Origin of the sequence: Rhodococcus rhodochrous, assembly GCF_014854695.1 — a bacterium.
Lineage (GTDB): Bacteria > Actinomycetota > Actinomycetes > Mycobacteriales > Mycobacteriaceae > Rhodococcus.
This window is the reverse complement of record NZ_CP027557.1, coordinates 5,068,363-5,080,678: the sequence shown is the minus strand read 5'-3', so window position 1 is coordinate 5,080,678 and position 12,316 is coordinate 5,068,363. Positions and strand designations below refer to the sequence as shown.

At 65.5% G+C, this 12,316-nt stretch carries 13 protein-coding genes; 4 read left to right on the top strand and 9 right to left on the bottom strand.

The genetic code is table 11. The features are described from left to right. Nucleotides 1–36: 36 nt before the first annotated feature. The 4 genes from C6Y44_RS23190 to C6Y44_RS23175 are packed head-to-tail and all read right to left on the bottom strand — an operon-like array spanning nt 37 to nt 4,436. The gene (locus C6Y44_RS23190; protein ID WP_120280667.1) at nt 37–1,185 is read right to left on the bottom strand and encodes an acyl-CoA dehydrogenase family protein; all 1,149 of its coding nucleotides are present in this window, start codon (nt 1,183–1,185) and stop codon (nt 37–39) included. Further along, a complete protein-coding gene (locus C6Y44_RS23185; protein ID WP_016694123.1) occupies nt 1,182–2,852 on the bottom strand; it encodes a class I adenylate-forming enzyme family protein in 1,671 nt (556 codons plus the stop codon). Before C6Y44_RS23185 ends, C6Y44_RS23190 begins: the two co-directional genes overlap by 4 nt. Before the next feature lie 26 nt (nt 2,853–2,878). Further along, the gene (locus tag C6Y44_RS23180) at nt 2,879–3,610 is read right to left on the bottom strand and encodes an SDR family NAD(P)-dependent oxidoreductase (protein WP_106201075.1); all 732 of its coding nucleotides are present in this window, start codon (nt 3,608–3,610) and stop codon (nt 2,879–2,881) included. A gap of 31 nt (nt 3,611–3,641) precedes the next feature. Next, the gene (locus C6Y44_RS23175) at nt 3,642–4,436 is read right to left on the bottom strand and encodes an enoyl-CoA hydratase-related protein (RefSeq protein WP_016694125.1); all 795 of its coding nucleotides are present in this window, start codon (nt 4,434–4,436) and stop codon (nt 3,642–3,644) included. Nucleotides 4,437–4,734: 298 nt separating this feature from the next. Here C6Y44_RS23175 and C6Y44_RS23170 point away from each other — a divergent pair, with 298 nt between their 5' ends. Next, nucleotides 4,735–5,508: a PASTA domain-containing protein gene (locus tag C6Y44_RS23170; protein ID WP_159417300.1), complete on the top strand. Its 774-nt coding sequence runs from the start codon at nt 4,735–4,737 to the stop codon at nt 5,506–5,508. Here C6Y44_RS23170 and C6Y44_RS23165 read toward each other — a convergent pair. Both C6Y44_RS23165 and C6Y44_RS23160 read right to left on the bottom strand, forming a co-directional pair. Next, nucleotides 5,505–6,686 carry an NAD(P)/FAD-dependent oxidoreductase gene (locus C6Y44_RS23165; RefSeq protein WP_159417301.1) on the bottom strand — a complete coding sequence of 394 codons (1,182 nt, stop codon included), beginning with the start codon at nt 6,684–6,686 and terminating at the stop codon, nt 5,505–5,507. The genes C6Y44_RS23170 and C6Y44_RS23165 overlap by 4 nt on opposite strands. Nucleotides 6,687–6,787: 101 nt before the next feature. Continuing rightward, a complete protein-coding gene (locus C6Y44_RS23160; RefSeq protein ID WP_159417302.1) occupies nt 6,788–7,705 on the bottom strand; it encodes an RNA polymerase sigma-70 factor in 918 nt (305 codons plus the stop codon). Nucleotides 7,706–8,711: 1,006 nt separating this feature from the next. Here C6Y44_RS23160 and C6Y44_RS23155 point away from each other — a divergent pair. After that, on the top strand, nt 8,712–9,326 hold the full coding sequence (locus tag C6Y44_RS23155) for a YdcF family protein (protein ID WP_159419096.1): 615 nt from the start codon (nt 8,712–8,714) through the stop codon (nt 9,324–9,326). 12 nt (nt 9,327–9,338) lie between these two features. Here the strand turns inward: C6Y44_RS23155 and C6Y44_RS23150 are convergent, their stop codons facing one another. Further along, the gene (locus tag C6Y44_RS23150) at nt 9,339–9,851 is read right to left on the bottom strand and encodes a DinB family protein (RefSeq protein WP_225623667.1); all 513 of its coding nucleotides are present in this window, start codon (nt 9,849–9,851) and stop codon (nt 9,339–9,341) included. A 98-nt stretch (nt 9,852–9,949) separates the two neighbouring features. Then, on the bottom strand, nt 9,950–10,570 hold the full coding sequence (locus C6Y44_RS23145; RefSeq protein ID WP_159417304.1) for a class I SAM-dependent methyltransferase: 621 nt from the start codon (nt 10,568–10,570) through the stop codon (nt 9,950–9,952). A gap of 148 nt (nt 10,571–10,718) precedes the next feature. Between C6Y44_RS23145 and C6Y44_RS23140 the strand changes: the two genes are divergently transcribed. Both C6Y44_RS23140 and C6Y44_RS23135 read left to right on the top strand, forming a co-directional pair. Further along, nucleotides 10,719–11,195, top strand: coding sequence for a hypothetical protein (locus C6Y44_RS23140; RefSeq protein WP_120280660.1), 477 nt, complete (start codon nt 10,719–10,721; stop codon nt 11,193–11,195). 2 nt (nt 11,196–11,197) lie between these two features. Next, a complete protein-coding gene (locus tag C6Y44_RS23135) occupies nt 11,198–11,395 on the top strand; it encodes a helix-turn-helix transcriptional regulator (protein ID WP_059382773.1) in 198 nt (65 codons plus the stop codon). A gap of 51 nt (nt 11,396–11,446) precedes the next feature. On the opposite strand, the gene C6Y44_RS23130 is transcribed toward C6Y44_RS23135, so the two are convergent. Further along, the gene (locus C6Y44_RS23130) at nt 11,447–12,286 is read right to left on the bottom strand and encodes a mycofactocin-coupled SDR family oxidoreductase (RefSeq protein ID WP_159417305.1); all 840 of its coding nucleotides are present in this window, start codon (nt 12,284–12,286) and stop codon (nt 11,447–11,449) included. Nucleotides 12,287–12,316 lie beyond the last annotated feature (30 nt).

Here is a 12,316-nt window from a genome sequence, read left to right as displayed (position 1 = left end):
TGCTCAGCGGTGTGAATCGTGCAGCTGGGACGGTCGTCAGATCCCGAGATCCTTCGCGACGATCGTCTTCATGATCTCGGTGGTTCCGCCGTAGATCGTCTGGATGCGGGCGTCGACGAAAGCGCGTGCGACGCCGTATTCGCGCATGTAGCCGTAGCCGCCGTGCAGTTGCAGGCACCGGTCGGCGACACGCACCTGCAGTTCGGTGGCCCACCACTTCAGACGGGCGGCGCGGGCGGCGGTGAGCTGCCCGGCGACGTGCTCGGCGATGCAGTCGTCGAGGTAGGTGCGGGCGATGTCGAGCTCGGTGGCCAGCTCGGCGAGCACGAACTGGGTGTTCTGGAAGCTCGACACCGGCTTCCCGAACGCCTTCCGCTCGCGGACGTAGTCGAGGGTCTGCGCGAGGACGCCCTCGGCGGCGGCGACCGCACCGATGGACAGCGACAACCGTTCCTGCGGGAGGTTGTGCACCAGTTGGTAGAAGCCGCGGCCTTCGTCGCCGAGACGGTTCGCGACCGGCACCCGCATGTCGGTGAACGTCAGCTCGCTGGTGTCCTGGGCGTGCAGACCGATCTTCTCGAGATTGCGTCCGCGGGAGAAGCCGGGGGTGTCGGCCTCGACGACCAGCAGCGTCAATCCCTTGTGCGGGTCGTCGGAGGTGCGGGTCGCGACGACGAACAGGTCGCCGTTCTGACCGTTGGAGATGAACGTCTTGGCTCCGTTGACGACGTAGTGATCGCCGTCGCGCACCGCGGAGGTGCGGATACCGGTGAGGTCGCTGCCGGTGCCGGGTTCGGTCATGGCGATGCCCAGCACGGTCTCGCCACTGACGACGCCGGGCAGCCACCGTGCCTTCTGTTCGTCGGTGGTCAACTCGGTCAGGTAGGGCAGCACCACGTCGTTCTGCAGGGAGAACGCGATACCGGCCGCGGCGTTGCCCGCTCGGTTGACCTCCTCGATGAGGATGGCGTTGTAGCGGAAGTCGTCGACGCCGGGACCGCCGTACTTCTCGTCGACGGAGAAGGCGAGCAGTCCGAGCTTACCGGCTTCGGTGAACAACGACCGGTCGAGGCAGCTCGCGTGCTCCCAGTCCTCGTGCACGGGTGTGATCTTGTCGCGGACGAAGTCGCGAGCGACCTCCCGGAACTGCTGGTGCTCGGTCTCGTATTCGAGGCGTGCGTTCATCGTGTGATCCTCGAGTCGGTGGGTGCGGTGAACAACCCTGCGGCGAATTCGTCGGCTGCTGTTCGGGTTGCCTTGTAGTGCAGTTTCTTTCCGGTGGCCGAGACCGGCAGTGACTCGACGAAGCGATATGCCCGCGGTCGCTTGAAGGTCGACAGCAGCGGGTGATCGCGACAATGCGCGTCGAGGACGTCCGCCGTGACGTCCGGGCTGCCGGCGACGATGTACGCGACGACGATGCGTCCCCACCGGTCGTCGGGTACGCCGACGACGAGGCAGTCGGACACACCCGGATGCGAGTTGAGCGCTTCCTCGACCTGCACCGGATGGACGTTCTCACCACCGCAGACGAGCATGTCGTCCTTGCGTCCGACGATGGTGACGAACTCTCCGGCGTCCCACGTGGCGAGGTCGCCGATGTGCAGCCACCCGTTGTTGAACTTGGCCTTCTCCTGGTCGGGGGAGTCGAAGTAGGCGTTCGAACCCTTGGGGGAGCGGACGATCACTTCTCCGACCTCTTCGTCGTCCTTGGCGACGACGTCGTCGTGGTGGGCGAGTCGGTCCTCGTAGATGTGGACCACGCGCACGTCGTCGTCGGTGCAGGCCCGACCCGCGGTGCCGGCATGTTCGGGCAGATCGGTGGGGCGCAGAAAGGTGTTCCAGAACCCTTCGGTGCTGCCGTAGCCGTTGAAGATCCGCGGGTTGAGGACCTGCTGGTATCGCAGTGCCGCTTCGCGTTCGAGCGGCGCACCCATTGTGACGATTCCGCGCAGCGACGACAGGTCGCGCGGACGGGCCTCCTGTGCGGCGGCGAGCATCGCGAGGTTGGTGGGTGCTCCGATGAGGAAGGTGAGGCCGTGCTCGGCGACGAGGTCGAGGACGCGGTCGGCGTCGAAGGTGCGCAGCGGCACCACTTCTCCGCCGATGTAGAAGACCGGATTGGGCCCTCCGGAGTACAGGCCGCCGCGGTGGAACCACGGCGTCATGTTGAGCGTCTTGTCCTCAGGGCTGAGCGGGAAATGCATGATGACGTCGTGCGCGCTGAAGATCTCGATCATGCTGTTGAGCGGCACACCCTTCGGCATACCGGTGGTGCCCGAGGTGTAGAGGCGAGTGGTCTCGTCCCACACCGTCCGGTGCAGCGGCGGGAGCGCGACCCGATCGGCCGCCAGGTGCCGGTACCGCACAACGGTGGCGCCGGGAACGGAGACCGGATCGCCGGCGCCCACCGCGACGATCACCTTCGGTGTGTGCGCCGAGCGTTCCAGCGCCTCCGTCACCATGGGAGTGAGCTCGGTGTCGTAGACGAAGACCGTGGGTGCGGACTTGTCGAGGATGAACGATGTTTCGCCGGAGGCGAGCCGGAAGTTGATCGGCGAACCCACCGCGCCGACGGCCTGGGTGGCGAGATACAGTTCGGCGAACTCGACGCTGTTGAACAGCTGATAGGCGACGACATCCCCTGCCTGCACACCCGCATCGGCCAGACCCGTGGCGACTCGGTCGACGCGCTCGCCGAGTTCGGCGTAGGTCAGCCGAGTTCCCGTGTCGGGATCGGTGATGGCAACGCGGTTCCCGTACCGTCCCAGGTTGCGCCGGAAGCCGTTGAGATACGTGAAGTCGTTCTCGAAGTACTCCCGGTAGGCCCGGGCGTTGTACGACGCGCTCATGATTCGATCTCCCCTGAGGATGTCGGTCAGCCGGCCATGGTGAGGCCGCCGCTGACGCTGATCACCTGGCCCGTGATGAACGATGCGGACTCGGATGCGAAGAACAGGACGGGCGCGGCGACCTCTTCGGGTCGTGCGAGCCGCCGGAACGGAATGGCCTTGATAAGAGCAGCTTTGAGCTTCTCTTCCTGGGCCTGGAACAGCGGGGTGTCGGTGGGGCCGGGGCACACGCAGTTGACGTTGATGTTGTGCCGGGCCATCTCGCGGGCGAGCGATTTGGTGAGGGCGATGACGCCGCCCTTCGCTCCCGCGTAGATGGATTCGCCGGAGCTGCCGACGCGACCTGCATCGCTGGCGAGGTTGATCACGCGACCGCCGTTTCCGGCGTCGATGATGCCGGGCAGGAAAGCGCTGCAGATGTTCACCGGGCCGAGATAATTGATCGCGACGACCTTCTGGGCGAACTCCGGTGTGGCGTTCAGGAACTGGTCGGTGCGGTCCCAGCCGGCGGCGTTGACGATCACGTTGGGCACGCCCACCTCGGCATGGGTGCGGTCGCGGAGCTCGTCGACCTGGGCGCGGTCGGAGATGTCGACCGGCAGTGCCGTGATCAGCTGGGGGTACTCCTTGGCGGTGGCTTCGGCGGCTGCGAGGTCGAGGTCGGCGGCGACGACGCGATCACCCTGCGCGGCGAAACCGAGAGCGATGGCCTTGCCGATTCCGGATCCGGCGCCGGTGACCAGTGCGATGTTGCTCATGGGATGTCCTTACGGGTCTGGGGAACTCGGGTCAGGCCTTGACGTACTTCGCGAAGTCGGCAGGACGCTTCTCCGCGAACGCCTTCGCTCCTTCGAGTCCTTCGTCGGACTTGCCGAACAGGTCGAGTGCCGACATCGCGAGGTTGCTCAGGCCGGCCTGGTGGTCGGTGTCGGCGTTGAAGGACTGCTTGAGGAACTTGATGGCCGTGGGGCTCTTCTCGGCGATCTCGGCGGCGACGGCCTTGGCCTCGTCGAGCAGCTTGTCCTGTGGGACAACCCAGTTGACGAGCCCCCAGCGCTCGGCTGTGGCGGCATCGTACTGGCGGCACAGGTACCAGATCTCTCGTGCACGCTTCTCGCCGACGACACGGGCGAGGAAGGCCGAACCGAAACCGGCGTCGAACGAGCCCACCTTGGGTCCGGCCTGGCCGAATCGGGCGTTCTCCGACGCGATCGTGAGGTCGCACAGCACGTGCAGGACGTGCCCGCCGCCGACGGCGACACCGTTGACGGCGGCGATGACCGGCTTGGGGATGTCGCGGATGAGCTTGTGGAGGTAGCCGATCTCGAACATGCCGCTCTCGGTGGGGCCGTAGTCGCCGGTCTCGGCGCGCTGCTTGACGTCGCCGCCGGTGCAGAAGGCCTTCTCGCCGGCGCCGGTGAGGATGATGGCCGAGACGCGGCTGTCGGCCCAGGCCGAGCGGAACGCCTTGATCAGTTCTTCGACGGTCTTGCCTCGGAAGGCGTTGTATCGCTCGGGTCGGTTGATCGTGATGATCCCGGCTGCGCCGTCGATCTCGTAGGTGATGTCTTCGAAGTCGGTCATGGGATCCCCTTCATCGCTGCAGGTAGAAGCCTGATCGAATAGTCATTCCCTGCGAGTGAATGACTATTCATTTCTCATGAAGCTACATTCACGATTGGGGTGTGTCAACCGTCACATGGAGACGCGACCTACTTGGGTGGATCTGACCTCGGATTTCGGGGGTGAACCCACCGAAATCGACATCCGTGCGTCGTAACGACGCCGGGTGGTACTCCGACACCAGTTCAGAAGGGCACAGCGCGTGTGCGGTCGAGAAAGTAGCGGCACACGGGCCCCGGTGTCGGGTTGAAGGAGAAACATGAAGTTCGTCGTCCCCTACCTGCGCGTCGTAGCGGGGATGTTCGCCGCCATCACGCTGTGGCTGGCGATCGTGGAAGTGCTCAACGGCAACCTGGCCGACGCGATCCTGTTCCTGGCATTCGCGGCCGGCCTGGGGTATCTCGCGATCGGCAAGCCCCTGCGCGACCGCCGCAGGCGCATCAAGGCCGAGCAGGACGCGATCGCCGCACGTGCCGAAGCCGGCCACCGCGCGTTTCTCGCGGGGGATGTGCACGCCGCGATGGCACCGCCGCCCGAGCCGCCGAAGCCCCCGAGGATCCGCCGCGGAGTGGTCATCGCCGCTGCCGTCGCCGGACTGTTCGTCCTCATGGGAATCATCAGCGACATCTCGGACGGGCTGGACTCACCCACGAAAGACGACGTGAGTACCACGCCTCGCGCTGCCGCACCGACGACCACCACGCCGTACACGACGTCGGCCGCCACCACGGCGCGGACCGTCGCTCCGGAAGCCACTCCCGCGACGAGGATCTCCACCACGCAGGTCGCGGCGGTCGCGTCCACCGCGGTGATGCCGAATGTCGTGTGCATGGATCTCCAAGCGGCACAGGACACCATCCAGGCCGCCGGCGTGTTCTACTCCACGAGCGTCGACGCGACCGGTCAGGGACGCGCGCAAGTATGGGACAGGAACTGGGTCGTCGTCGACCAGACTCCCTCGGTGGGAGCATCGATCGGTGAAGGCGACCCAGTGCTGTCCGTTCTGAAAGAGGACGAATTCAGCGGGTGTTAGGCCATCGGCTGCTCCGTGCGGGAGAGATCCTCGATGGTCTTCGACGAATGTCGGCCGCCCCTCGGGAATCCCACCGATCCCGGCCGTAGGGCCTCGACCCGAAGACCGGCCATCGCGGCCTTCAATCCGAGATCCTTGATGGTCGAGGCGATTCGACCGGCATACGCCTGTTCCTTCGGGGTGTCGTCCCGTTCGTGGAACTGGACGACGCCGACATGTCGGCCCAGGCTCACACCGACGCCGTTGAAGCCGAAATCGAGATTCGCGGGCTCCTCTCCGGCGATACGGCTGAGAACTGTGTCGGCCGCAGCCAGGCCGGTGGGCAGGGCGGACTGGCATGCCATCCGCACCGGCTCTCCCGACGGCGCCGCGCAGTCACCGGCGGCGATCACGCGATCGTCGTCGATGCTGGTCAGCGTTTCGTCGGTGAGGATCCGGCCGAGTGCATCCGTCCTGAAGCCGCTCGTCCGAGCCAGTTCGGGAACGCCGAATCCTGCGGTCCACACGGTGATCGCACTCTCGAGGACGGTGTCGTCGTCGAGCGTGAAGCCGTCGGGTCCGACGCGGGTGACCCGCGCGTTCTCGATGATCTCGACCTGCAGGTCCGCGAGCCGTTCGTAGGTTGCGGCACGAGCCTTCTCGGACAGCATCGGACCGATGATGCCGCTGCACACGAGGCGCACGCGACGTCCCTGTTCGGCCAGCTCGCCGGCTGTTTCGAGCCCGGTGAGACCGGCACCGACGACTGTGATGACGGCCTCGGGTTCGAGGCTGCTCAGCGCGTACTGCAGGCGTTCGGCATGCTCGAATTCGGCCACCGGAAAAGCGAATTCCTCAACGCCGGGAACGGTGGACCGTCTCGTGGCGGTACTTCCGACGGCGTAGACGAGGTAGTCGTAGTCGACCGTTCCGCCGGATGCGAGATGGACGGTGCGCGTGCCGGGTTCGATGCGGGTCACGGTATCGACCAGAAGGTCGACTCCCTTCGCCAGAAGTTTGCGGTAGTCACCGGACGCATGGTGATTGCCGACCGCGAACTGGTGCAACCGGGTTCGCTGGACGAAGTGCGGCCGGGGATTGATGACGGTGACCGCAGCCTTCCTGCTCATGCGGTTGGCGGCGACCGTTCCGGCGTATCCACCGCCGATGACGACGACACGGGGGCGGGTGTTGAACATAGCTTCTCCGATCCGTTCGTTGGCTCTGTGGGGAGCCCTCGTCATCTAGGACCGGACAGCCACGTCGTTTGTGACATGCCGCGCCGAACAATCGGGAGGATTCAGGGTCGTTGCAGGTCGCGGAGCTTCTGGGCGAGCACCCGCACATCGGCCACTGGCCCCAGGTGGGCGAGCTTGTCCGGGTTGATCATCACCCGGACCGCGCCGATCTTCCCGTCCGTGACGTCGAACGTCATGACCTGCACGATGGCACCGTCGGCGTCCCGCACGATCAGGCCGGGGAGCCTGTTGACCTCGCGGGATTCGAGCGACATTCCGAGCTGGCCCATGGGCGAGACGAACGAGGCCAGCAACCGCATGACCTTCTCGCCGCCGACCACGACCCTGCGGATGGCGGGTGCCTTGCCACCGCTGTCGGCGACGAGTTGCACATCGGCGGCCAGTAGGTCGCGCAGGGCGTCGACGTCACCGTCTTGGAACGCCGTGAGGAATCGAGCGGTGAGCTGTTCGTGCGCCTGCGGATCGGTGTCGAACCGCGCCGAACCTTGATCGAGGTGGCGCCGTGCCCGCACCGCGAGCTGCCGGCACGCCGCTTCGGAGCGGTCGACGATCTCGGCGATCTCGGAGAAGCCGAATCCGAATGCCTCGCGCAACACGAAGACGGCGCGTTCGAGCGGACTGAGGCGTTCGAGCAGCACGAGCGCTGCCGTCGAGATCGATTCCCGCAGTTCGGCCGAGCGCGCCGGATCGTCGTAGGGCTCCTCGAGTATCGGTTCCGGCAGCCACTCGCCCACATATCGTTCGCGCCGTGCCCGCGCCGATTCGAGCATGTTGATCGATACCCGGGTGACGACGGTGGACAGGAATGCTCGGCCTGAATCCGGTTCGGCGCCGGAGGTTTCGTATCGCACCCAGGTCTCCTGGACCGCGTCCTCGGCTTCGGTCACGCTGCCGAGGATGCGGTAGGCGATGGCGAACAACAGTGGACGCAGGTTCTCGAACTCTTCGACGCCGCTCACGTCGGCCCCTCCCGTAGACCCGTGCTTCGATCACAGCACTCCATCCGGGTTCACGCAACGAGGATGAATTCGATCAGGAACGAAGCGGGCGCCCTGCGGGCGGCTGCCCTCGACCGATCGGAGACCCTTCGGGTCCCTGAGTCGTCGTCCCCTTCCCCAAGGCTGCCCGGTCGCCATGCCCCGATAGACCGTCTCGGCCAGCACGGATAGCCCCACGTCGCGAAGGACGTGCGGCTCGCACTGGACCCGGTCGTTCGTGTCGACCCGCACGATCGGGTGCTCCACCACCAGCTGTGGAGACGAGGGATACTGGTGCCCAGTCGGTTTCGAGACAGGGAACGGCCCCGGCTCGCAGCGTCGGCGCGCTGACGTCGGACTGTGGGAGACGAGCGACGAGCTGCGTCGACGCGCCTCGGCTACCGGAACGGCCCTCGCGCGCGACGATGTAGGTGAAACGTCTCGAGCCCTCCGATCACGATGGATCGGAGGGCTGGGAAGTCAGGACGTCGGATGTGAACCCGGGGGAGCGGGTATGTGTCGGCCGGCGCGGACGAATGCGCTCGCGGCTCGTTGCTGGAGTACGCCTCTCGAAGGCGTGTGGATAGACTTCACCATACGGTGCATGACAGGTTCCTTCTGTCGTGTGCCCAGACCCCGGTCCGGTGTTGGCGCACCTGCCGGGGTCGACCTGTATTCAGGTCGGTGCAGGGATGGTCGCACGGGTGTGCGAAGTCGTCAACTCGAACACACGTTCTGCCCGTGCCTTCCCTGGGATCATGGGAAGCGTAGCGATTAATCCGAATAGCGCTTCTTGCAACGGTTGTCGCGCTTGTTCGTGGATAGACCAGTGGTTCGGATGTAAAACCGATTGTCAGCCGTCATCGAATCCGGCGCGGCATATGGTGAGACTTCTTCGCGTCGAGCCCCAACTTCCCACACGTGCGCGTCGAGATGGCACAGTGCGGCACGGCCGACATCCGGGAAGAAGGGGACTCGCGTGGGAGCTGTGCGACGCACGGTGGTGGCGACCGCAGTCGCGGCCACAGCCGCGGTAGGTGTATCGACGGGGCAGGCAGCCGCGACTCCTGCAATCGACACCGTTGTGAACGGTGCACTGTCCGTCACCCCGCTGTGCCAGGGAACCATCGACGCGCTGATCATCGCGTGCACCGAACTCGAGAAGCTGACACCGCACTTCCCGCTGATGCTCGACCTGAACCCGAGGGGTACGCATCTCGTCGTGCTCGGAGCCGGACTCACTGAGGACGGCAAGATCCGGCCGGTGCTCGAAGAACGGCTCGAGGCAGCTCTCCGTGCAGCGCAACGCTACCCGGAATCTCCGATCGTCGTCACCGGTGGCGTGCCGCGCAACGGCGTCACCGAAGCGCAGGCCATGAAGGACTGGCTGGTCGTGCGAGGCATTACGCCCGAACGCATCACCGAGGAATCGCAGTCGACCTCTACCGTCGAGAACGCACGCTTCACCAATGATGTCCTGCTCGAACGGCGAGCCACGGGCGCTGTGCTCGTGACGAACCGCGACCACCTCGAACGCGCGATGATCAACTTCCGGCAGGCGGTCGACGCGCGCATTCCGGTCGCAGGCATCGTCGCAGCGTGAGCGCCGGAAGTATCAGTTCAGAGCGTTCGCCTTCCGCGTCAGTACCTGACTGATCTCCGAAGCATTCTTCGCCAGTTCGAAGTTGACCCACCCGGCCACTTCCCACAGGGGTGAAGGTTCGGGCATGAGTCCGACGATCGTCGTCTCGATGTCGGCAGTTTCGAGAAGTGCGGCCCATTCGGTGCGAAGAGCCTGGATGCGGTCGGTCGAGCCGGACCACTCGTAGGCGTCCGGCCCGACCGCAATTCCCCCACTGCAGACCTCCACTGTGTTCGTCCACCACCACTCGATGTGCCAGAGGAGCCACGCGATCGTGGGCTCGGGGAGAGCCTCGGCCGTCTCGTCCGGCCAGTCGGCGACGAGACGACCGTCGACCCATCGAACGCCCACGCAGTTCGACGACGGTTCCCAGTGCACGGCAGCCTCGTCGATCCGCGGCAGGACGTGTTGTTCCGTGAAGAGCCAAACCAGGTCGAGTTGCTTCAACAGCGTGCGCGTGGCGAGTGGCAGGGTGTCCGAGGGCATGCACGCAATCATCGCGGACATAGCGGACACATGCTCGATGTCGACACCGTGTATCTGTCCCCGGAAGTGTGCAAACGTTGCTGTGCAGTTATCCGCCTTTACGCGGCCGGTGTCGCCACTCCCAGCGACAGCGCGCCGAAGAACTTCGGTGTCTTCTCCTCGTAGAAGGTGTCGAGTTCGCGGATCTCGAACCCCGCCCCGCGGATGAGGTCGGCGATCCGTCGTGTCAGATGGCAGCCACCCGCGACGCGCTTCTGGATCGGTTCGAGCCGGTGCTGCCACCGCCGGACGTTCTCGTCCGGGGCGAGTCCGTGTTCGACGAAGTGCAGGGTGCCGCCCGGTGCAAGGACGCGCCGTACCTCGCGCAGAGCCGCGTCGGCATCGGGGATGGTGCACAGCGTCCACGTCGACAGTGCGCTGTCGAAGGTGTTGTCCTCGAACGGGAGTGACTGACCGTCCAGGCCGGATCGTTCGATGTGCACGGGGGAACCGTCGATGCGCGGACGTGCGAGCTTCCATCCGAGGTCCGCGGGTTCGACGGCGCTGACCGACTCGACGGTGGTGGGGTAGTAGGGAACGTTGAGACCGGATCCGAATCCGATCTCGACGACGCGGCCGCTGAGGCCGGCGCACACTCGTTTGCGGTTCGCTTCGGTGAACGACGGTGCACAGGCGATGTTCACCAGTCGCGGTACGACGTGATCGTTGTAGAGGCCCATGGCAGTCCCTTCGCCTCGTGGCGTCTCGATCTGCTCGATCCATCATGACACCTGGCCGGCCGAACGGAACCCCTCGTTCCTGCCGCACCGAACGCGCTGTTAAGTTACCTTTACATGTAAAGCGTGCTTTACGGTGAAGGGAGCGGTGATGGATAGCGGAGGTGCCGGATCGGCGGTGGGGCGGAGCAAGTGGGGCAAGGTGCGGGTCGGTTCGCGGTGGATCGGCGCGGTACCGCCGGCGATCGCCCTCGGAATCCTGGCCACAGCCGTCCTGGGAGCGGTGGTGGCCGCCCTGGGGTTGGTGCCCGACTATCCCGTGGCCGCCGGTGTGGCGGTCGCGCTGGCGACCGCACCCTCACTGTCGGCGCTGGCGTGGGTGCTTCTCGTGGATCGGTCGACCCTCGAAGGTGCCGCGGACCGGCCCGAGGATTCGGTCGAGGCGTCCTGGTACGAGAAAGCCGCCTCGGGCGCTTTCACCGACATCCTTCTCGTCACGGGGCTGGGATGTACTGCTCTGGCGTTCGCTCCGATCGAGGTCGAGGGTCTGCACGCGCTGATGGCGGTCATTCTCGTGGCCTTCGCGTCGTTCGGTGTGCGCTACGCCGTGCAGCGTCGGAAGGGCTGAGGGTGCGCAACTCGCTCGCGGCCCTGCGCGCGGAGAACGGATGGTCGCAGCAGCGGCTCGCCGACGAACTCGGGGTCTCGCGCCAGACGATCATCTCGATCGAGAAGGGACGATTCGACCCGTCGCTTCCACTGGCGTTCCGCATCGCGCGTCTGTTCGGGCGTCGCATCGAGGACATCTTCGTACCCGACGAGGAATAACGGAGTGGCAGAGCGGATTCCCCGACAGAACCCGCTCGGCCACTTGCCCGATCACTTGAGCGTACTACCGGCGTCAACCGTGAGCGTGAGTCCGGTGACGTAACGGGACTCGTCGGACGCCAGGAACAGAACGGCATTACTGATGTCTTCCGGCTCCACCCACCCCACGGGCAGGACGTGCATGAATTGCGTGGCCGCCTTCATGTCCTCCGGACCCGGGTTCTCGAGGTCGGGACGGAACATCTTCATGGCACCCTCGTTCATGAACATCGGTGTGTTCACGTTGGTGGGGTGCACGGTGTTGACCCGGATGGAGTGCTGCCCCAGTTCGACGGCGAAGGTACGCATCATGCCGACCACACCGTGCTTCGCGGAGATGTACGGACCCATGGTGGGGTAGGCCTTCAGTCCCCCGACCGAACTCGTGAGGACGATCGATCCACCGTTTCCGCCCGCAATCATGTGCGGCACTCCGGCTTTGATCGACTTCCACACACCCGACAGGTTGATGTCGAGCATCTCCTGCCAATCGAACTCGTCGGTCTCGTGCAGCATCGCTCCACCGGTGCCGATTCCGGCGTTGGCGACGATGATGTCGAGACGGCCCAGTTGTTCGACGCCGTTGTCGACGGCGGCCTTCACCGCGTCGAAGTCGCGGACGTCGGCCTCGGCCGTGACGATCCGTCGGTTGAGACTCTTGACGGCTTCGACCGTTTCGGCCATGTCCTCCGGGGTGGACGGTTCGATCTGCGCGTTCTCCCGGATCGGGCCGCAGATGTCGAGTGCGATGATGTCGGCACCCTCCTGCGCCAGCCGGATGGCGTGACTGCGTCCCTGTCCGCGTGCGGCTCCGGTGATGAACGCGACCTTGCCTTCGACTCTTCCTGCCATTGAACACCTCTCACTTCGTGCACCGTCCAG